19 protein-coding genes are annotated in these 19,436 nt (G+C 68.2%); 7 read left to right on the top strand and 12 right to left on the bottom strand.

Going from position 1 to position 19,436, the window contains the following annotated elements; all coding sequences use genetic code 11:
- Positions 1–63: 63 nt before the first annotated feature.
- Positions 64–1,011 (top strand): hypothetical protein, encoded by a 948-nt coding sequence (locus ABD188_RS15905; protein WP_344064444.1) that lies wholly within the window; start codon positions 64–66, stop codon positions 1,009–1,011.
- A gap of 92 nt (positions 1,012–1,103) precedes the next feature.
- A complete protein-coding gene (locus ABD188_RS15900; protein ID WP_344064441.1) occupies positions 1,104–1,982 on the top strand; it encodes an LLM class flavin-dependent oxidoreductase in 879 nt (292 codons plus the stop codon).
- A gap of 36 nt (positions 1,983–2,018) precedes the next feature.
- On the opposite strand, the gene ABD188_RS15895 is transcribed toward ABD188_RS15900, so the two are convergent.
- The gene (locus ABD188_RS15895; protein ID WP_344064437.1) at positions 2,019–2,486 is read right to left on the bottom strand and encodes a heme-binding protein; all 468 of its coding nucleotides are present in this window, start codon (positions 2,484–2,486) and stop codon (positions 2,019–2,021) included.
- A gap of 114 nt (positions 2,487–2,600) precedes the next feature.
- Between ABD188_RS15895 and ABD188_RS15890 the strand changes: the two genes are divergently transcribed.
- The 3 genes from ABD188_RS15890 to ABD188_RS15880 all read left to right on the top strand — a co-directional run bounded on the left by ABD188_RS15890 (position 2,601) and on the right by ABD188_RS15880 (position 5,398).
- Positions 2,601–3,341: a DUF1684 domain-containing protein gene (locus ABD188_RS15890; protein ID WP_344064434.1), complete on the top strand. Its 741-nt coding sequence runs from the start codon at positions 2,601–2,603 to the stop codon at positions 3,339–3,341.
- 62 nt (positions 3,342–3,403) lie between these two features.
- The gene (locus tag ABD188_RS15885) at positions 3,404–3,829 is read left to right on the top strand and encodes a DoxX family protein (RefSeq protein ID WP_344064431.1); all 426 of its coding nucleotides are present in this window, start codon (positions 3,404–3,406) and stop codon (positions 3,827–3,829) included.
- A gap of 51 nt (positions 3,830–3,880) precedes the next feature.
- Positions 3,881–5,398, top strand: a complete 1,518-nt coding sequence (locus ABD188_RS15880; protein WP_344064429.1) for an ATP-dependent DNA ligase — start codon at positions 3,881–3,883, stop codon at positions 5,396–5,398.
- 23 nt (positions 5,399–5,421) lie between these two features.
- Here ABD188_RS15880 and ABD188_RS15875 read toward each other — a convergent pair whose 3' ends face one another.
- Positions 5,422–6,876: an MDR family MFS transporter gene (locus tag ABD188_RS15875; protein ID WP_344064426.1), complete on the bottom strand. Its 1,455-nt coding sequence runs from the start codon at positions 6,874–6,876 to the stop codon at positions 5,422–5,424.
- A 173-nt stretch (positions 6,877–7,049) separates the two neighbouring features.
- On the opposite strand from ABD188_RS15875, the gene ABD188_RS15870 reads away from it, so the two are divergent.
- Positions 7,050–7,436 (top strand): DoxX family protein, encoded by a 387-nt coding sequence (locus tag ABD188_RS15870; protein WP_344064423.1) that lies wholly within the window; start codon positions 7,050–7,052, stop codon positions 7,434–7,436.
- Between the two features lie 3 nt (positions 7,437–7,439).
- On the opposite strand, the gene ABD188_RS15865 is transcribed toward ABD188_RS15870, so the two are convergent.
- On the bottom strand, positions 7,440–8,732 hold the full coding sequence (locus tag ABD188_RS15865; protein WP_344064420.1) for a DUF4921 family protein: 1,293 nt from the start codon (positions 8,730–8,732) through the stop codon (positions 7,440–7,442).
- Between the two features lie 14 nt (positions 8,733–8,746).
- Here ABD188_RS15865 and ABD188_RS15860 point away from each other — a divergent pair, with 14 nt between their 5' ends.
- Positions 8,747–9,445, top strand: coding sequence for an NAD-dependent deacylase (locus tag ABD188_RS15860; RefSeq protein WP_344064417.1), 699 nt, complete (start codon positions 8,747–8,749; stop codon positions 9,443–9,445).
- Positions 9,446–9,494: 49 nt separating this feature from the next.
- Here the strand turns inward: ABD188_RS15860 and ABD188_RS15855 are convergent, their stop codons facing one another.
- The 9 genes from ABD188_RS15855 to ABD188_RS15815 form a co-directional block, all read right to left on the bottom strand.
- On the bottom strand, positions 9,495–10,766 hold the full coding sequence (locus ABD188_RS15855; protein ID WP_344064414.1) for a sugar ABC transporter permease: 1,272 nt from the start codon (positions 10,764–10,766) through the stop codon (positions 9,495–9,497).
- Positions 10,763–11,569, bottom strand: coding sequence for an ATP-binding cassette domain-containing protein (locus tag ABD188_RS15850; RefSeq protein ID WP_344064411.1), 807 nt, complete (start codon positions 11,567–11,569; stop codon positions 10,763–10,765). The genes ABD188_RS15855 and ABD188_RS15850 overlap by 4 nt, the downstream gene beginning before the upstream one ends.
- An 87-nt stretch (positions 11,570–11,656) precedes the next feature.
- Positions 11,657–12,736: a substrate-binding domain-containing protein gene (locus ABD188_RS15845; RefSeq protein WP_344064409.1), complete on the bottom strand. Its 1,080-nt coding sequence runs from the start codon at positions 12,734–12,736 to the stop codon at positions 11,657–11,659.
- 281 nt (positions 12,737–13,017) lie between these two features.
- Positions 13,018–14,277: a sugar ABC transporter permease gene (locus tag ABD188_RS15840; RefSeq protein WP_344064406.1), complete on the bottom strand. Its 1,260-nt coding sequence runs from the start codon at positions 14,275–14,277 to the stop codon at positions 13,018–13,020.
- Positions 14,274–15,164 (bottom strand): ATP-binding cassette domain-containing protein, encoded by an 891-nt coding sequence (locus ABD188_RS15835; RefSeq protein ID WP_344064403.1) that lies wholly within the window; start codon positions 15,162–15,164, stop codon positions 14,274–14,276. The genes ABD188_RS15840 and ABD188_RS15835 overlap by 4 nt, the downstream gene beginning before the upstream one ends.
- Positions 15,165–15,181: 17 nt before the next feature.
- Positions 15,182–16,273, bottom strand: coding sequence for a sugar ABC transporter substrate-binding protein (locus tag ABD188_RS15830; protein WP_344064400.1), 1,092 nt, complete (start codon positions 16,271–16,273; stop codon positions 15,182–15,184).
- An 8-nt stretch (positions 16,274–16,281) separates the two neighbouring features.
- Positions 16,282–17,469, bottom strand: a complete 1,188-nt coding sequence (locus ABD188_RS15825; protein ID WP_344064397.1) for an ROK family transcriptional regulator — start codon at positions 17,467–17,469, stop codon at positions 16,282–16,284.
- An 82-nt stretch (positions 17,470–17,551) separates the two neighbouring features.
- A complete protein-coding gene (locus ABD188_RS15820; RefSeq protein WP_344064394.1) occupies positions 17,552–18,418 on the bottom strand; it encodes an NYN domain-containing protein in 867 nt (288 codons plus the stop codon).
- A 1-nt stretch (position 18,419) separates the two neighbouring features.
- Positions 18,420–19,421 carry a Gfo/Idh/MocA family protein gene (locus ABD188_RS15815; RefSeq protein ID WP_344064391.1) on the bottom strand — a complete coding sequence of 334 codons (1,002 nt, stop codon included), beginning with the start codon at positions 19,419–19,421 and terminating at the stop codon, positions 18,420–18,422.
- Positions 19,422–19,436 lie beyond the last annotated feature (15 nt).

Raw genomic sequence — 19,436 nt, 5'->3', positions numbered from 1 at the left:
GCCCTCACTTCGTGCACCGCCGCAGCCCCTTCTGCGGCCCCCGCGGCGGAACCCTCCGCCACAGTGTCCGAGACGGCTTCCGCCGATCCGGCCGATTCCGAAGTCCTGAGTTCGTACGACTGGACTTCGCTGACACTCCCTGCCTCGTCGTGCGATCCTGAGGCGACCGGCGACATCACGCTCGTCGACGGCACGGGCGAAGTGACGGTGGACGAGGTGACGGCGTACACCGTCACTGCCGAGCTTCCGCCGGACTACGGTGATCTCGCGGGACGTCCCGCCGCCATCATCCGCTACTCCTGCCTGCTCCACGACGCGAATGGCGTCGGTGCTTTCCCGATCGCGGTGTTCACGGCGGGTGCGAGCGGCGCCGAGCTGCTCGGAATTCTCGACACCAGCGCGCTCGGCGTGTCTCCGAGCGGCTCGTTCCTGGTCCCCGACGCCGTGTCGTTCGTCGACGGCCAGATCCTGCTCACCGGCAACTACCTCACAGACGAGGACTCGCGATGCTGTCCGAGCGGGGTGGGATGGACGTCCATCGCCTTCGTCTACGGAAGTCTCGTCGCGAGCGGCGTGGTGGCAACGGGTGAGCCGCCCGTCACACTGCCGTCGAGGGGCGCACGAGTCGACGGCGACCTGATCGTCTACGATCCGTCCGTCCACGTCCAGCAGGTGGCAGATCTGGAGTACCTCGAAGGTGCCCCGCAGGACTTCAGAGACTTCGTGTGGAGTGAGAAGCAGAAGCTGGACGGCCCCGGCTGCGAAGGCGTGATCCGGGTGAGCAGACTGCGACTCGACGGGTTCGCCGTGGGCGCCGAGGAGTGCGCGGAGCCGATGGGTGGTGCCGACGTGTTGTGGTCCCAGCGTGATGGAAGCTGGGAGGTGCTGCTCGTGCATCAGAATCTTCCGGACTGCGCCACTCTCACGGCAGCGCGATTCCCGGCCGAGATGCTCGGCGACAGTCCGATGTGCCTCGATGACAGCTACCAGGAAGTGCCCTATTCACCCTGAGTCAGGCGGGGATCCGTCGATTTGCCGCGAGGCACGGGTGCGGGGATCACCTTCGCGTGTGGGATGTCGGCCCCCGATGCGAAGATGACGCGGTGACATCTCGCCGCGTGGGAGCGATCTTCCTTCCCGACCATCCGCCCGAGCAATTGCGCGAGTTCGTGCTGACCGCAGAGCATGCGGGAGTCGACGAGATATGGCTCTGGGAGGACTGCTTTCAGGAGGGTGCGTTCGCGAGCGCCGCAGCAGCCCTGGCATGGACCGAGAGGCTGCGCATCGGCATCGGCATCTCGCCGATGCCCCTCCGCAATGTCGCGCTCACCGCGATGGAGATCGCGTCGGTCGAGCGGATGTTTCCGGGACGCCTGATCCCGGGGGTGGGGCACGGCGTGCTGTCGTGGATGGGGCAGGTCGGCGCCCGCGTCGCGTCGCCGCTGACCCTGATGCGGGAGTACGTGCCGGCGCTTCGCACGCTGCTCGCCGGCGAGACCGTGACCACGGCAGGTCGGTACGTGCAGCTGAACGACGTTCGACTCGACTGGCCGCCCACCGTCCCGCCGCGAGTGTTCGCGGCGGCGGAGGGACCCAAGACGCTCGCGCTGAGTGGCGAAGTCGCCGAGGGCACCGTCCTCACCGGCGGGACCACGACAGCGCAGGTGGTCGCGGCCCGCGAGCTGATCGCGCGGGGTCGGGCGGCCGCACAGCGTGACCCCGCCGACCATGAGGTGGTGGTCTACGTCGCAGTGGCGTTCGGGCGCGATGCCCCCGCCCGAGCGGCGGCACAGCTCGAAGCGTGGGGGATGCCCGGCGAGATCGACCGCATCCTCGTGGGTGACCCCGGGCAGGTTGCCGCCGGTGTTGCGGAGTACCACGCGGCAGGAGCGGATGCCGTCATCCTGCAGCCGCTCCACACCGACGCAGACCATGCCGCGTTCCTCGGCGGTGTCGCCGAGGTGGCGCGGCTCACGACCTGAGCGTTCGGATGCGGCGGCATCTGGCAGTCGCAGGGCTCAGTCCTCGAGGTACCGCCGCAGGGTCTCGGCGGCGGTGTCGTGGTCCACGACGTCCGGTTCGCCTGACATCGTGATGGAGCCCGCGACGACTCCGCTGACGAAGATCGGAATGGATCCGCCATGCGCGCGCATCGCGTCGTGGTCGACATCGTCGCGATCCTCGAACGGCGTGCCGGCGGCCTGGTGGCGTCGGCGGACGAGCAGCGACGGCTCGCCGAACTTCTCGGCGACGAGCGCCTTGCCCCGCAGCCACGGATCGTTGCCGGGACCCGTCGTGCCGAGCTTGGCGACGAAGACGACATCGCCCGAGACCATGATCCGCACGGCGAGGTTCAGCCCCCGCTCGCGGATGACGTCCACGGCGACCTCGCCCAGCGACACGGCCGCATCGTTGTCGAATGAGGTGAGCTCGACACGTGGCGTGCGCTCGAGATCCTCCAGCGTGAAGACAGGCAGGTCCGACATGGTGCTCCTCGATCGGGTCGGAAGTCGGGTTCGATGGCCCGCGCGCACAGCCTATCGCCGGGAAACCGGGCGTCATGGAATTTCGCGGACCGGCAGGCGTTCTGCTCTGCTGACATGGTGAGCACGCAGGCGCCCGAGGCGCACACGAACTGGATAGATGCTCGGCGGAGGGCCGTCACCAGCCCTCGCGGTGCCCTCTCGCTCGTGCTGACGCACTGGGAGCCGCCGGGCGCTCCCGCCGTGACGGATGCCGTCGCTCGCGCCGGGCAGTCCATCGATGCGACCGTCACGAGGCTGCAGCGCACCGACATCCATTCGGGTGTCACCCAAGAGGGCTTCCGCGTCTGGGATCCGGAGTCGCCCGCGCAGCGGGCGTTCGAGGCGATCGAGTATTACGAGTACGACCCCGCCTGGGTCATCCGCGGCAGATTCGAGCTGGTCGACGAGGAGCGGGTGGTCCCGTTCGAGCACCTGAAGGATGACGGTGCGACGCGGTCCCTTCCGGTCTCGGGCGATCTGGTCTTCGAACATGACGGCACCGAGTACCGGCTGAGCGCGTTCGACACAGACAACGGCCGGATCGCTCAGCTGCAGCTCGTCTTCGGCGACAGCACCAACGGCGCCGAGAGCTACGCCGCGGGGCGATTCCTGTTCCTCGATCACCCGGCTCCGGGCGTCGGCATGACGGCGGGCGACAGCATCCCGATCACGATCGACTTCAACCGGGCGATCGTGCCGCCCTGCGGGTTCTCCAACCACATGAACTGCCCGCTTCCGCCGCCGCAGAACAGGTTGCCCTTCGCCGTTCGCGCAGGCGAGAAGCAGGTCCGGTTCGCCGACGGGTTCTCGCTCTAGCGTCGCCCGCGTCCGGCGCGGCACCCGCTGGCACGCCGCCGATCCGATGGCACACTGGCGTGATGAGTCGTTCGGGCCAGTCAATTCTGCATGTCATCCGCACCGTCGCCCTCTGGCTGCTCGCCGCGCTGCTCGTGACCGCGGGCGTCTCGCACCTGACCTGGGGACGCCGTGGATACCGGATCGTCGTTCCGGACTGGGCGCCACGGGTGACCGGGCTCGACAAGGACGCGATCGTCGTCGCGTCGGGTGTCGCCGAGATCGCACTCGGAACGGCATTGGCGACCCTGCCCAAGGAGCGGGAGCGCATCGGTTGGGCGATCGCGACGTTCTTCGTCGCGGTGTTCCCCGGCAACGTCCACCAGTGGCGCACCGGGCGGTCGGCCCCCATGCTGCGCACCGACCGGGCTCGGCTGGTCCGCCTCTTCCTGCAGCTCCCGCTCGTCGCATGGGCCATCTGGAGCACTCGGTCCCGGTCAGCGCGCTGATCCGGCTGCACCCGGAGCCGGGATGTCGCGGGTTGCTGAGAGAATGCGAGGATGCTGCTCGCGGACCTGGTCGACACCGTCGAGACCGTCACGGCGACACGCTCGCGCCTCGCCAAGATCGAGGCACTCGCTGCCGTGCTGCGTCGCCTGCGGGTCGATGAGATCGGTCCGGTGGTCGGCTTCCTCACCGCCAGTCCCAGGCAGGGGCGGGTCGGGGTCGGCTGGCGGGGGATCGCATCGCTCGATGCCGTCCACGCGATGGATCCGACGCTGACCATCGACCAGGTCGACGAGGCGCTCGACGCGCTGGTGGCGGCATCCGGATCCGGGTCCGTCGCGGCACGAGGCGCGACCCTGCGTGAACTCGCCGAGCAGGCGACCACGGCGGAGTGGGACTTCCTCAGCCGCGTCATCCTCGGTGAGCTCCGCACAGGAGCGCTCGAGGGCGTGCTGCTCGATGCCATCGCACGCGCCGCCGGACGCCCCGCGGACTCCGTCCGCCGTGCCGCGATGCTCTCGGGCGATTTGGGTGAGACGGCGCTGCTCGCCCTGACCGGGACCGCAGAAGAGCTGGACGCCGTGGGGCTGGTGGTCGGTCGCGCGGTGTCGCCGATGCTCGCCTCGACGGCCGCAACGCCCTCGGAGGCGATCGGTGCGGTGGGCGAGGCATCCGTCGAGTTCAAACTCGACGGCGCCCGCATCCAGGTGCACCGCAACGGCGACGATGTGCGCATCTTCACCCGCAACCTCGCCGACATCACGCATCGGCTGCCCGAGGTCGTCGAGGTCGTGAAGGCGATGCCGGTCACCGCCGTCATTCTCGACGGCGAGACACTCGCCCTCGACGAGAACGACGCGCCGCGGCCGTTCCAAGACACGATGTCGCGGTTCGGGGCCGCGGCGGCTCGCGAGACCGTGCTGCATCCCTGGTTCTTCGACGTGCTCCATGTCGACGGCCGAGACCTGATCGACGAGCCGCTGCGCATGCGGCGCGATGAGCTCGGCAGGATCGCGCCGGAACACCGTATTCCCGGCGAGGTCACGAGTGATCCGGATGCTGCGGAGCGCGTCTCGCAAGAGGCCCTCGCCGCGGGCCACGAGGGCGTCGTGGTCAAGGCGATCGACTCGCTGTACGCGGCAGGACGTCGCGGATCGAGCTGGATCAAGGTCAAACCCGTCCATACGTTCGACCTCGTGGTGCTCGCAGCCGAGTGGGGTTACGGGCGCCGGCAAGGCTGGCTCTCGAACCTGCACCTCGGCGCGCTCGACGAGACAGGAGAGTTCGGCGGGGGATTCGTGATGGTCGGCAAGACCTTCAAGGGACTCACCGACGCGCTGCTGACGTGGCAGACGACCCGCTTCCCCGAGATCGCGGTGCGCGAGACGCCCGGCACGGTCTGGGTCGCTCCGGAGATCGTCGTCGAGATCGCGATCGACGGCGTGCAGCGGTCCACGCGCTACCCCGGCGGGATCGCATTGCGGTTCGCTCGGGTCAAGCGATACCGGGACGACAAACGCCCCGCCGAGGCCGACACGATTCAGACTCTGCGGGGCATGCTCCGCGGCTGAGTCCCCGCCGCGGGTGCCGGCTCTCAGTCCTCCGCCGGGGCCACCGTCGCGCGCTCCGTCGACGGCTCCGTCTCAGGTTCGGCGATGTGGACCGGCGGGATGAACACGCACGCGATGAGCATGACGATCGCCGCCGAACCGACGCCGACGAATACCGCGATCGTGCCGGCCCGGATCGCAGCGGGACTGTCGGCACCGCCGTTCGCGGCGATCATCGCGTTCGCCATCGCCCCGAAAACGGCGACACCGACCGCGCTGCCGATCGATCGCGCGAGCATGTTGGTGCCCGACACGACGCCGCGTCGGCGCATGTCGACGGATGACTGCGCGGCGATGAGGCTCGGAGCGGCGACGAAACCGAGACCCAGCCCGACGACGAAGCAGGCGACCGCGGTGAGGGGAATGGACGGCGAGAAGGCGAACACGGTGAGCAAGCCCGCGCCGATGATCGCGAGCACGCTGCCGATGAGCGTCGTCGCGCGGAATCCGATGCGCAGATAGAAGCGCCCCGCGAAGCCCGCTGAGATCGGCCAGCCGAGCGTCAGCGCCGCCACCGCGAGTCCCGCGGCCAGTGGCACGGCGTTCGCCGTGGACTGGAGAAATGTCGGAACGAACGAGACGAGGCCGATCAGGACGACACCGACGAAGAGCGACACGACGGATGTGCTGACGACGATCCGGCTGGAGAAGACCCACGGCGCGAGGATCGGATCTACGGCTCGACGCTCCACGAACGCGAACGCGATGAGCAGCACGCCGCCGAGACCGAACGCCCCGACACTCTGCCACGACATCCACGCCCAGCCGTTGCCGCCCTCGAGGAGTGCCAGCACGATCAGCACCAGCGCGGCAGTGAGCAAAAGCGCGCCGGCGTAGTCGATCGGTCGCCGATGCCGCTCATAGGGCTGACGGTAGTTGCGCCACAGCATCCAGAGAGCGAGCAGGCACAGCGGGACGTTGATCCAGAAGATCCAGCGCCACGACAGGAACTGCGAGAAGAGTCCGCCGAGGGTCGGGCCGGCGACCGACGAGAACGCCCACACGCTGGCCAGGTAGCCCTGTGTCCTGGCACGCTCGCGAACCGTGTAGATGTCGCCCGCGATGGTCATGGTGGTCGGCAGGATCGCACCGGCGCCGAGACCCTGTACCGCGCGGAAGGCGATGAGGGAACCCATGCTCCACGCCGACGCGCACAGCACCGACCCGATCAGGAACAGCACGATTCCGATGTAGATGACGGGGCGCCGGCCGATGATGTCGCTGAGCTTCGCGTACACGGGCACGGATGCCGCCTGCGCCAGCATGTAGATCGAGAAGAGCCACGCGAACTGCTCGAATCCGCCGAACTCGTCCACGATCGTCGGCACCGCGGTCGAGAGCACCGTCGAGTCGATCGCGATGAGGAACGTCGACAGCATCAGCGCGAGAAGGATCGGGCCCCGTTCCGAGCGCAGCCCCACACCGTCTGACACGCGCATTCCCTTCGCCGCCTCGACACCGACCGAACCAGCCAACCACAGCCGCGGGGGAGCGAGGGCCGTGTCGGCTCCGTCGTACAGTGCGTCGCGGCATCCGCTCGCGCTCCGGTATCACCAGCCGCGACGCGACGCAACCACTCGAACCGGACGCCAGGATCCGGTTGAGTGGACGGATGCGCACTGCACTTCGCTGGTTCCTGGCCGCCTCGATGGTGTTCGCCGGCCTCACGCACCTCTTCTGGGGTCGCCGCGAATTCCAGGCACAGGTGCCGGACTGGACGACCGAGGTCGTGCCGATCGACAAGGACGGCGTGGTCGTCGCGTCCGGCGCAGTGGAGATCCTGCTGGGTGCGTCGCTCGTCGTCTTCCCGAAGGAGCGGAGCCGGATCGGCGTCATCCTCGCCGCGTTCTTCGTTGCGGTCTTTCCGGGCAACGTCGAGCAGTACGTCAAGCGCCGCGACGGCTTCGGCCTCGACACCGATGCCCGGCGCCTCGTTCGGCTGTTCTTCCAGCCGGTCCTCGTCGCGCTCGCGATATGGACCACCCGCCGGCCGGCGTGATCGTCAGTCGGCGTACGCGAGCCGGGCATCCTGTGGCGCGCATTCGTCGCCGATCCGGATGCCGGCTGCGAGACGCCCCACGAGCCGCAGGTGCGTCAACCGCCCGATCGTCCGCCGGCGCAGCTCCCAGGGATCGATCGTGTTGACGTAGATCTTCGTTCCACCCTCGAACCCTGCCGGGTTCGAGATGCGCCACTTGAGCACGATGCGCCACGGCATGGGCCAGGGCGCTCCGGGCGGTCGGTAGTGCCACTCCTCATTGGTGGGTACGTGCACTCCCGTCGCGGCGTGGAGCGCATGCACGATGTCGGACATTGCGCGGACAGCCGCGGGCGAATGCTCGTGAGGGAGGTTCGCGGCCGATCGCGAATAGACCTCGAACGCGGGATATCGGTGCCCCACCCCTGCGAATGCCACGGCGCCTTCATTGGCAGCGACGATGAGCCCGTGCTGCACGGCGAGGTCGGCGATGGCGTGCTGGTAGAGGCCGCGGTCGCCCGCGAGCAGCCGGAGTTCGTGATCGACCTGCGGGCCGTGTTCGTCGATCGCGACGAGCTGCTTGTGCAGGTGCTCGAACGACGCACCCGCGGGTCGCAGCCAGTTCTGGAAGACAGCGACGTACGCGGCGTGAGGCTGGGCGCGCGCGATCTCGTCGAGCGACCGCACGGTGAACGCGAAGTACTCGGCGTGCGCGCGCGGCGTGAGCAGTCCTGAGGACAAGAGCTGATCGTCGTCCGTCGCGCCGTCGACCACGTGGCGGCGGGCGACGACGACGTCGTGGGATCCGCCGACGAGGTCGAGTGCGGCTTCCTCGAGACTCTGGTGAACGCCGGATGCGGCGGCCCGCACGGCTGCGAGCAGTTCGATGTGCTGTCGTCCGACCGGATCCTGCAGGTAGTCGCGGGCCCACCCGACGACGTCGGGGGGCTGGCGGAAGCCGTGGTTCTCGCGCCAGTACTCTGCCGAGACGATCTCGAACAGGTTGCCGAAACGGCGGAACTCGGCGACGGTGTCGAAGAGCTCCGATGCGGGAACGCGACGCAGTTCCCGGTAGTCGTCGCCCACCAGCCGCGACTTCTCGGGCGTCGTCTCGAGGACGCGGGCTTCGCAGAACGCGCACAGGCGTTCGGTCTCGCCGGGCCCGAGCGCGCGTGGCTCGTCCCGCGCGACCGTGATCGGCCGATTCGCCCTGCCCGGTACGGTCCAGACCCGGGTGCCCGTGAGCGGCCCGATCTGCTTGACCGTCCCGTCCGGAAGGCGGGTCAGCGGCATTCTCCCAGTTGCGGCATCGCTCACGCGACAATGGTGTCATGCGCATCGTGGTCCTCACCGGCGCGGGCATCTCGGCCGAGAGCGGGATCCGGACCTTCCGTGATGCGGGCGGGTTGTGGGAGGGGTACTCCGTCGAGGATGTCGCCACTCCGGAGGGCTACGAGCGCGATCCCGATACGGTGCTGCGCTTCTACGACGCGCGGCGGCGAGACGCATCGGCATCTTCACCCAACGCGGCGCACCACGCGCTGGCACGGCTCGAAGAGCGCCTCGGCGACCAAGTGCTCGTCGTGACGCAGAATGTCGACGATCTTCACGAGCGTGCCGGCGCCCGCAGGCTGGCCCACATGCATGGCGAGCTCCGTCGGGCACTCTGTGCGACATGTGATTCGCGGCCGGAGTGGGACGCCGACCTCATCGACCGCCCTCCGTGTCCGGTATGCGGTGCACGGACGCTGCGCCCGGATGTCGTATGGTTCGGCGAACTGCCGTACGACCTGGACCGCATCGAGCGGGCGGTCCTGGCGTGCGATGTCTTCGTCTCGGTCGGAACCTCGGGCGCCGTCTACCCCGCGGCGGGTTATGCCGCCCTTGCGGCGGCGTTCGGCGCCCGGACCGTGGAACTGAACCTGGAGCCGAGCGATGCGCTCGTGCCCTTCGACGACGCGCGTGCCGGGTTCGCGAGCGTGCTCGTGCCGGCGTGGGTGGACGAGGTCCTCGGCGCCCCACCGGCATGACGAAGCGCCGGAGCCGACAGGCGGCTCCGGCGCTTCGATGACCATGCGGCTAGGTTCGTGAACCGCCGCCGGACCGCAGTCGCGACAGTGCGTCGACCGTCGCAGCGAGGATCAGCACCGCGCCGGTGACCAGCAGGTTGACGCCGGCCGGTAGGTTGAGCAGACCCAAGCCGTTGGTGATCACCGCGATCACGAGCGCACCGATCGCGGCGTGGATCAGCCGGCCGCGCCCGCCGAAGAGGCTGACGCCACCGACGACGGCCGCTGCGACGCCGCTCAGCACGATGTCGCGACCCACAGTCGCATCCACGGATCCGACGCGCGACACGCTCAGCAGCGCGGAGAACACCGCGAGGCTCGAGCAGATCACGAACGCCCACCACTTGATCCACCGCACCTTGACACCGGAGCGGCGTGCGGCCTCGGCGTTGCCGCCGATCGCGTAGAGGTAGCGGCCGAACTTCGTCCGGTCGAGGACGAAGGTGCCGATCCAGAGGATCACCAGCACGATCGGAACCACGTTCGGAACACCCTGTACGGCGTTCACCCCTTGTCCGCGGTCCTGGTTGAGGATGAACACGACCGCTCCACCGATCACGAGGATCACGCCGAGCTTGATGAAGACGAGCGATATCGCCCGGTTGGGGACGCCCGCGCGGGTGCGACGCGCGCGATCCCAGAACGACGTGCCCGCAGACACGGCGAGCATGATCACGAGCAGCGCCCATCCTGCCCAGACCGGCAGGTTGCCGTTCTGCAGCGCGATCAGTTCGGGCACCTCCACGCGGAAGAGCCCGCCCGGACCGATGACGACGAGCGCGAGGCCCTGCAGACCAAGGAACAGACCCAGCGTGACGACGAACGACGGTATGCCGACCCTCGCGACGAAGAAGCCGATGAGAGCGCCGATGAGGAAGCCGAAGCCGAACCCGAGCAGCAGGGCCAGCGGCCACGGGACGTCGAACTGGGCATTCAGCACGACGAACAGCGCCATTCCCACGCCGCCGGTGACACCGGCCGACAGGTCGATCTCCCCGAGGAGCAGGACGAACACCAGCGCCATGCCCAGGACGACGAGCGTCGCCGCCTGGTTGAGCAGATTGGCGAAGTTGCGCTCAGTGAGGAAGAACGGGCTCAGTACCGAGAACAGGATGCCGAGCACGACCAGGCCGCCGACGGCGGGCAGGGCGCCCATGTCGCCGCTGCGGATCCGCTGCCACCACGCCTGAATCTGGTCGCCCAGGCCGCCTTCGACGCCGCTGCCGATCAGGTCGCTGGCGAGCGGATCGGGTGCCGCTTCGGTCCTCGTTGTGGCGGTCATGCCGCTCCTCCTGCCACGATGGTCGTCGTGCCCATATGCTGGACACCGCCGAGGGTCTTGGTGCCGGTGATGTACCCGACGACATCGTCGCGGGTCGTGTCCGCAACGTTGATCTGAGCCACCATCTGGCCGAGGTAGAGCACCGCGATGTCATCGGCGACCTCGAAGACGTCGGCGAGGTTGTGGCTGATCAGGATGACGGCGACACCCTGGTCCGAGAGCCGCTTGACGAGGTTCAGCACTTGCTCGGTCTGGGCGACGCCGAGAGCGGCGGTCGGCTCGTCGAGGATGACGACGCGCGCCTTCTTCAGCACGGCTCGGGCGATCGCCACCGTCTGGCGCTGGCCACCCGAGAGCGACGACACTTTCTGCCGCACCGACTTCACGGTGCGGACCGAGAGCGACCGCAGCGTGTCGGACGCATCCTTCTCCATGCGGCCCTCGTCGAACGTGCCGGTCGCGAGCTCCTCGCGGCCGAGGAACATGTTCTGCACGATGTCGAGGTTGTCGCACAGGGCGAGGTCCTGGTACACCACCTCGATGCCGAGCGCGCCGGCGTCGCGGGGAGTGTGCAGATCTCGGTGCTCGCCGTCGATGCGAACTTCACCCTCGTCATAGGGCTGCACCCCCGCGAGTCCCTTGATGAGGGTGGACTTGCCGGCGCCATTGTCGCCGACCAGGGCGGTCACCTTGCCGGGGTAGACCTTGAGGTCGACGCCCTTGAGGACGCTGACGGGTCCGAATGATTTCTTGACGCCGACCAGCTCGATGATCGGTTCTTTTGCAGTTGTCGTGTCTGACATACTCGCTTCCTTGCGCTGTCGCTCCGGGGCGCGCAGAGGGCGCCACGCCTTCGATGACGCGGCGCCCTCGCGGCTGTGATCCGTACGTTACTCGGTTACGCCGTTCTCCTCACAGGCGGCCATGACATCGGGCGTGCAGACATCGTCGTACGCGGCGTCGCCGGCGGCGACCACGTCCTTGACGCCATCCGCACCGACGCGAGTCGGCGGCACCGTGATGTAGGGAGTTCCGTCGTCGAGCTGAGCGGGAGCGTCAGGCGTCTCGCCGTTCACCAGCGCGATCGCAGCAGCGATCGCGGCGTCCGCCTCGAGGTTGACCTGCTTCCAGACCGTGGCGGTCTGCCACCCGAGGAGGATGTTCTGCAGACCCGCGACGTTCGCGTCCTGACCGGAAACCGCGACGCCCTTGAGGTTGTTGTCCTGAAGAACCTTGATGACGCCCGCCGCGTTGGTGTCGTTCGCCACCCACACGCCGTCGACCTTGCCGCCGAGCCCGGTCAGCGCCTGCTCGAAGTTGGTCTGCGAGTCCTCCTGGCTCCACACCCCCGGAGGCTCGGCGGCTGCGGTGATGCCCGCGGCCTCCATGACCTCGACTGCGCCGTCGTGGAACATCTTCGCGTTGCCGTCGGTGGGGTCGCCGCCCATGTAGACGACGATTGCGTCCGCAGGCGCGATGCCCTCGGTCTCGAGACCGTCGAGCACCATCTGCCCCTGCATGCGCCCGACCTCTTCGTTGTCGAACGACACGTAGACGTCGGCGCCCTTGAACGGGCGGTCGTAGGCCACGACGGGAATGCCTTCGGCCTTCGCCTTGGTGGCGACGGCTTCAGCGGCACCCTGGTAGTCGACGAGAAGCATCACGTCGCAACCCTGGGTCAGCTGCTGCTCGGCGATGGTCGCGTATTTCGCGACGTCACCCTGAGCGTTTTGGATGTCGACCTCGAAGCCTTCGCCCTCGAGAGTCTCCTGCAGGTACTTGCGGTCGAAGTTCTCCCAGCGCGGCGAGGATGCCGCGTCGGGGAGGATGACACATGCGCGACCGCCTGCGGCGTCGCCGCCGCCGCTTTCGCTCGGGGTTCCGCCGCCGCCGCCGCTGGAACAGCCGGCGAGCATCACCGCGGCAGCACCGGCAAGTGCTACTGCGGGAAGAAATGCAGACTTCTTCATCTTTTGCCTTTCGTCATTGAAGGTGCGAGCCCCAGGATCGTACCTGGCGCACTTCGCGCTGATGCGATCCTCCCCGGGTTGAACCTTGGCGTCAAGTTATGAACGTAACGCTTTGGCAACGGCAGGGAACGCCTCGCCGAGCACAGCGTCTTGGTCGCACGTCGGGCCTGAAGCCGGCGCAGATTGCGTAATCCATGCCCGCCAAGCAACGCAATATGTGCATGTCTTGCGCGGAATCTCTCGCCTAGGAGCAGCGGAGAGTTTTTCCAATGAATTCAGGGCTAAGCGCGACCCGTTGCCGCCCGGGTCCGCCTCGAGATCGAGTCGACGATCACGGCGAGCACGAGGACCACCCCGGTGATCATGAAGGCTATCGACGCATCGAGACTGAGCAATGTCAGACCCGATGAGATGGACTGGATCACGATGATCCCCAGGACAGCCGAGAACGCAGATCCCCGCCCGCCGAAGAGGCTCGCACCTCCGATGACCGCAGCGGCGATCGCGTTCAGGTTCGTGTCACCGCCGCCGGAGCTCTGGTTCGCCGACCCGAGCCGTGCCGCTGCGAGGATGCCGCCCACGGCCGCGAGGCTGGAGCAGAGCATGAACACCGAGATGTAGATGCGATTCACGCGGATGCCGGCGCGACGAGCGGCTTCCACCGAGCCGCCGACCGCGTACACGGCGCGACCCCATCGGGTGCGGGTGAGCGCGAAGTTCACGACGACGACGAGTGCGAGGAAGAACAGGAACATGACGCCGACGCCGCGCCAGAGGTTGAGGTACCACGCGGCCGCGACGAGTCCGACGAGCAGTGCCCCGGTGCGAAGCGCGATCTCGCGGTAGCTCTGACTGACGAGATTCGCGGCAGCTCGGAGCCTCGCCCGCCGCGCGAGGGTCCATCCGTAGGCCGCGGCGGTCAGGGCCGAGAGCACGTGCGACAGCCACGGCGGGAGGAACATCTGCTGGGCGAATTCCACGATCCACGAGTCCGTCGGAATCCCGATCGTCCCCGCGTCACCCAGCACCCAGATCTGCAGCCCGAGGAACCCCAGCAATCCGGCGAGGGTGATCACGAAGCTCGGCACCCCGAAGCGCGTATACAGGTATCCGTACAGCAGGCCCACAAGAGACCCGATCCCGACGGCTGCCACGAGCGCGAGCACGAGGTTCCATTGCAGCTCGACGAACGTGACCGCGAGGACGGCCGCGGCCAGCCCCGACACCGAGCCGACGGACAGGTCGATCTCCCCCAGGAGCAGCACGAGCACGATGCCAAGTGAGATCGTGCCGATCGCGGCGCACTGCATCGTGAGGTCGACGAGATTGCGGCTCGAGAGGAACACCGGGTTGAGGATCTGGAAGACGCTCCAGATCACTACGAGGCCGACGATGACCGGCAGCGACCCGAGGTCGCCGCCTCGGATCCGTGTGACCAGACGCGCGAAGGCCACGCGGATGCCGCCGGGGCTCAGGATCCGCTCCTCCGGCGTCTCGAGCGTGGGCAGCGACGCGGTGGCGGGCTTCTTGGAGGGAGTCATTCGTCACCGTCCGCGGCGTCGGGCATTCGGCGGGGGCCGGTCGGCATCGGGATGATCTTCGCCTCCCGGGACTCCGGCGGTTCCTCGGTACGCTGTTTGCCAGCCTCCGGCCGCTTGCCGGTGCCGTCGACCGCACCGGTGATGGCGGCGATCAAGGTCTCGCTGGTGACGTCGACGACGTTGTAGACGCCATTGTTGCGCCCGAGGCGCAGCACCACGACGCGATCGGCGACCGCCAACACGTCCGCCATGTTGTGGCTGATGAGGATGACGCCGTGGCCGCGCTCGCGAAGTCGCTCGATGAGGTTCAGCACTTCGGCCGTCTGCGCGACGCCGAGCGCCGCGGTCGGCTCGTCGAGGATGATGATGCGGGGCTCGCCGATGAGCGATCGCGCAATCGCCACGGTCTGACGCTGTCCGCCCGAAAGGGATGCGACCGGGATGCGCACCGACGGGATCTTGGCCGCAAGCTCGCGCAGCAGCGTCCAGGTGCGCTCCTCCATGCCGACCTCGTCGAGGGTGCTGCCGCTGCGCAACTCGCGCCCGAGCCACAGGTTCGCCACGACATCGAGGTTGTCGCACAGCGCGAGGTCCTGGAACACCGTCGCGATGCCGAGATCCTGAGCGTCGGCGGGACTCGCGATCTCGACCGGTTCGCCATCGAACTCGATGGTTCCGGCATCCGGTGCGTGAACGCCCGCGAGCACCTTGACGAGCGTGGACTTGCCGGCGCCGTTGTCCCCGATCAGAGCGACGACTTCGCCCTCATTCACCGAGAACTCGACATCGGTCAGCGCCTTGACGGCACCGAAGTGCTTGCCGATGCCGCGCATCGTGAGCACACGTTCGCGCGTCCGGCCCGTTCGCGGGTGTGTCGACGACATCATGCTCAATGATGCCAGGACTATCGCAGCCCCGCCGCCACACAGGCTTTCTCGTACGCCGGCGTGCAGATGTCGTCGACGGTCCAGAAGCCGCCCGCGATCACAGTCTCCATGATGTTGTCGACCGTCACCGCGACCGGGTCGAGCAGCGTGGCGGGAGTTCCTTCGATCTCCATCGGCGCGGTGACCTCGTCGCCCTCGATGAGCGCGACGGCGACCTCGGCGGCGAGCTCGGCCTGCGGCTTGATGGCCTTGTAAACCGTCATACGCTGATCGCCTATCAGGATCCGCTGGATGGCCGACAGCTCGGCGTCCTGGCCGGTGACGACCGGTATGGGCTCCACGTTCGCCGAGTGGAAGGCCGAGATCGCTCCGCTCGCGATCCCGTCGTTGGCCGCGTACACCCCGGCGATCGCATCGCCGTACTGCGAGATCTGTCCTGCCACCCACGACTGCGCCTTGTCGGGACTCCAGTCCGGGGTCTCGTAATCGGCCAGGATGCGCAGATCGGTGTCGTCGATGATGGCGTGGGCGCCCTCGGCGAAGAGCTTCGCGTTGTTGTCGGTGGGTGATCCGTTGACCATCAGGATGCCGGCCGAGTCATCGCCGGCGGCATCCAGAGCGTCGACGAGTTCCGTCGCCTGCAGTGTGCCCACCTTCTCGTTGTCGAACGAGACGTAGTACGCGAGGTCGCCTCCGGCGATCAGGCGGTCGTACGCGATCACCGGCACATCCTGGGCGTTCGCCTCATTCACGATCGTGATGGCGGCGTGGGAGTCGACCGGGTCGAGCACGAGCACCTCGGCGCCGGCAGCCAATGCGGACTCGGCCTGCTGCTGCTGCTTCGCGGCATCCTGATCCGCGTTGGCGTACAGCACCTGGTACGGGCCGAGCTCGGCGATCCGGTTCTCGAACATCGGCCGGTCGAAAGTCTCGTAGCGCGCGGTCTTGGCGTCGGGAAGCAGGAGCGCGATCTTGCCAGCCGATCCGGCGCCCGTGCCGCCGGGCTCGCCGGTGCAGCCCGTGAGGCTGACAGCCAGGAGGGCTGCGATCAGCACGGCGCGTGCACGGCGCGATCGAGGAGAGCGTCGCATCGACGCCGGGAAAGCCACGTCAGATCCTAAGCCGAGAAGGGAATCGCTTCGGCCTCGACCGTGACGTGGTCGAGCGCGACGGCGATTGCGCCGCGCGTCTCAGCCCATTCGCCGAAGGATGTGCCGATGATCTCAGGCAGCCCGCCGTCGGCGGCGAGGGCCGAACGCTCGAGCGAGTGCCGCATCGGCGCCATGAGGATCTCGCCGGCCTGCGAGAGCTCTCCGCCGATGATGATGAGCTCAGGGTCGAACAGGTTGCACAGGCTCGCGGCGGCGACTCCGATATGGCGACCCGCGTCCGCGATGACCCGGCGGGCGCTGCCGTCGCCGGCCTCGGCGGCCTGCAGCAGGTCTCCCAGGCGCTGCATGCCCTCCCCGGGAGGGAAGAGCGAGAGCAGGGCAGGACCGCCGGCATACGTCTCGAGGCATCCTCGGTTGCTGCAGCGGCAGATCGGGCCGTTCTCGTCGATCGTGACGTGCCCGATCTGGCCCGCCTTGCCGTTCACGCCGCGGAAGAGATCGCCGTTCACGATGAGCCCGGCGCTGATGGAGTGACCCACGCGGATGAACACCGACGATGACACCGTCCGCGCGTTTCCCTCGCGCGCCTCGGCGAGTCCGCCGAGGTTCGCCTCGCTGTCGACGAAGACGGGTCGGCCGATGCGCGCTCGCAGGCTCTCGGCGACGTCGACCCCTTCCCAGCCGCGCAGCAGACCGGGGGTGGAGACCATCCCGGTGCGCGGGTCGATGGGTGCAGGCAGTGCGAGTCCGACCGCAAGGATGTCGGAGACCGAGCCGCCGAGGGATTCCATCATGTCGCTCAGCAGGATCGCGAGGCGATCGAGCTCGGCATCGTGGCGGTGATCGAGGGCGAGGGGCAGCGAGCTCTCGGTCACGATCGTCCGGGTGGCGTCCGCGATCGCCACATGCAGCTGCCGCGAACTGAAATGCACGCCCGCCACCAGTCCGAGCTGGCGGGCGAGCGATACGAGTGTCGCGCGGCGGCCGCTGCGCGACGTGAACGAGGTGTGGAGCAGCCCCGAAGCGGTGAGCTCCTTGACGATGTTGGACACGGTGGCGGGGGAGAGGCCCGTGCTGCCGGCGAGCTCAACCTGGGTCAGGCGACCGTGCCGTTTCAGAGACTCGACAAGCCGGGCTCGGTTGGCTTCACGAAGTGAAGACTGCGAGCCGGGAGGGACTCTGCGGCGTGACACAGGCCACACTGTACCGGATGTCGCAACTCGGGCGCCTCGCGAGACGCTCTGCGACGCCTGCGGCAGACCCGGTCAGAACGCCTCAGCCGCGCGCCGGAGCCAGCCGGATCAGCACGATATTGCCCGACTCGTCGACCTCCGCGACATCCGGATGCGCCTTCACGAAGTCCGAGAAGCTCTTGTGGCCGAGCGCCTTCTCGCTGAACGACGGGTCGATCCGCTTGATCAGGCTCTTGACCGCCGACGCGTGCTGCCAATCGGCGTCCTCTTTGTCGCTCTCGAGCCGCAGTGCGCGCTCGAGGAGGTCAGCCGAGGGGTCCGCCGCCGGCTTGCTCTTGCGCGTGCGAGGCGACGTGGCGTCCTTCTTGGCTTCGACCGTCGGCCGGGCGACGCCGGGGAGCGCGTCGTAGGCGTCGAACTGATCGCACGCCGCCGCGAGCGACTTCGCGGTCGAACCCGCGACGCCGACGCCTACGACGAACCTGCCCAACCGCTTGCAGCGCTGCGCGAGAGGCACGTAGTCGGAGTCGCCCGCCACGATCACGACGTGGGTGAGGTCGGGCAGGCGGAACATGTCTTCCACGGCGTCGACCGCGAGACGTATGTCGGCACCGTTCTTGGCGTATGCCGCGGCGGGGAACAGCTGCACGAGATCGATCGCCCGCGCGACCAGTTGCGATCGATACACCGCGTTGACCGGCGCGGACCAGTCGGCGTAGGCGCGAGTGAGCACGAGTGTGCCGAAGGATGCCGCGTAGTCGATGATCGCCCCGACGTCGATGGTCGCGGCCAACAGGCGCTCGGCGATCTCGGGCTCGGTCGGGTTCTCCGAGATGCGCTGCCGGTCGCGCGAGTACGAGTTGCGTCCGTGCACGCGGTCGTACCAGGACATCACGATGTTGTCGAAGTCCAGGTAGACCGCGACGCGCTGGTTCTCCAAGTCGGGCATGTCACTCCTCCCCGGGGTAGCGCACGCCGATGATCGAGCGCACAGTGTCGAGAGTGCCCATGATCGCCACGGTCTCGTCGATCGGCAGGATGTCGCTGTCGTTGGTGCCCTCGGCGATGTATCGCTCGGCGGCGAGCGCCTGGTACTGCATTCCGCGTCCTTCGAGCTTCGACACATACTCTTCGCGCACTGCGCCGTCGGGGGCGACGAGGCGGAACGTGGTCGCCCCGTCGTACCAGACGGCGTCGATGTCGATGCGGGCCTCGGTGCCGATCACGTGCGCCGTGTTCGGCCCGGCGGAGTGAGACGCCGAGAAGGTCGTCGAGATCGCGCCGGACGCGTAGGTGAAGATCGTCGCGACTTCCGAGTCGGCGCCGGTGGCTGCGATCGTCGCGCTCGCCGTCACGGTGGCTGGGGCACCGAGCACGTCCCACACGAACGAGATCGGGTAGATGCCGAGGTCGAGCAGCGCGCCGCCGCCGAGCTCCAGCGCGTTCAGGCGGTGCGTCGGGTCGCTCGTGATCCGCTGTGTGTGGTCGGCGAGGACGGCGCGCACATCGCCGAGTGCGCCATCCGCCAGCAGCTCGCGGATGCGGACCATGTGCGGCAGGTAGCGGCTCCACATCGCTTCCATCGCCAGCAGCCCCCGCTCGGCGGCGACAGCGCGGACGCGCGCGGCTTCGGCGGCGTTGAGCGTGAAGGGCTTCTCGACCAGGACGTGCTTGCCGGCCTCCAGTGCGAGGATCGCGTTCTCGGCGTGGAACGGGTGCGGCGTAGAGATGTAGACGATGTCGACATCCGGGTCGGCGACGAGATCTTCGTACGATCCGTGAGAGCGCGGGATGCCGAACTCGGCCGCGAACTCTGCCGCCGAGTCGGCGCGGCGCGAGCCGACGGCGGCGACATCGAGCCCCGCAGTCCTCAAGTCCCGGGTGAACGCGTGTGCGATCCCGCTCGTGGCGAGGATGCCCCAGCGCAGGCCTGAGGTGCGAGGTTCGGTCATGGTCCGAGGTTAGCC

Source organism: Microbacterium pumilum (genome assembly GCF_039530225.1).
GTDB lineage: Bacteria > Actinomycetota > Actinomycetes > Actinomycetales > Microbacteriaceae > Microbacterium > Microbacterium pumilum.
The sequence above is the reverse complement of the archived record's forward strand: the minus strand, read 5'-3'. Positions and strand labels throughout refer to the sequence as shown.

What these genes read in the sequence shown, in the direction of transcription:
- ABD188_RS15855 (WP_344064414.1), bottom strand. Translation starts at nt 10,766, where the DNA reads ATGACCGCCACAACGAGGACCGAAGCGGCACCCGATCCGCTCGCCAGC.
- ABD188_RS15895 (WP_344064437.1), bottom strand. Translation starts at nt 2,486, where the DNA reads ATGTCGGACCTGCCTGTCTTCACGCTGGAGGATCTCGAGCGCACGCCA.
- ABD188_RS15860 (WP_344064417.1), top strand. Translation starts at nt 8,747, where the DNA reads ATGCGCATCGTGGTCCTCACCGGCGCGGGCATCTCGGCCGAGAGCGGG.
- ABD188_RS15890 (WP_344064434.1), top strand. Translation starts at nt 2,601, where the DNA reads ATGGTGAGCACGCAGGCGCCCGAGGCGCACACGAACTGGATAGATGCT.
- ABD188_RS15880 (WP_344064429.1), top strand. Translation starts at nt 3,881, where the DNA reads ATGCTGCTCGCGGACCTGGTCGACACCGTCGAGACCGTCACGGCGACA.
- ABD188_RS15885 (WP_344064431.1), top strand. Translation starts at nt 3,404, where the DNA reads ATGAGTCGTTCGGGCCAGTCAATTCTGCATGTCATCCGCACCGTCGCC.
- ABD188_RS15845 (WP_344064409.1), bottom strand. Translation starts at nt 12,736, where the DNA reads ATGAAGAAGTCTGCATTTCTTCCCGCAGTAGCACTTGCCGGTGCTGCC.
- ABD188_RS15875 (WP_344064426.1), bottom strand. Translation starts at nt 6,876, where the DNA reads ATGCGCGTGTCAGACGGTGTGGGGCTGCGCTCGGAACGGGGCCCGATC.
- ABD188_RS15815 (WP_344064391.1), bottom strand. Translation starts at nt 19,421, where the DNA reads ATGACCGAACCTCGCACCTCAGGCCTGCGCTGGGGCATCCTCGCCACG.
- ABD188_RS15820 (WP_344064394.1), bottom strand. Translation starts at nt 18,418, where the DNA reads ATGCCCGACTTGGAGAACCAGCGCGTCGCGGTCTACCTGGACTTCGAC.
- ABD188_RS15850 (WP_344064411.1), bottom strand. Translation starts at nt 11,569, where the DNA reads ATGTCAGACACGACAACTGCAAAAGAACCGATCATCGAGCTGGTCGGC.
- ABD188_RS15840 (WP_344064406.1), bottom strand. Translation starts at nt 14,277, where the DNA reads ATGACTCCCTCCAAGAAGCCCGCCACCGCGTCGCTGCCCACGCTCGAG.
- ABD188_RS15835 (WP_344064403.1), bottom strand. Translation starts at nt 15,164, where the DNA reads ATGATGTCGTCGACACACCCGCGAACGGGCCGGACGCGCGAACGTGTG.
- ABD188_RS15870 (WP_344064423.1), top strand. Translation starts at nt 7,050, where the DNA reads ATGCGCACTGCACTTCGCTGGTTCCTGGCCGCCTCGATGGTGTTCGCC.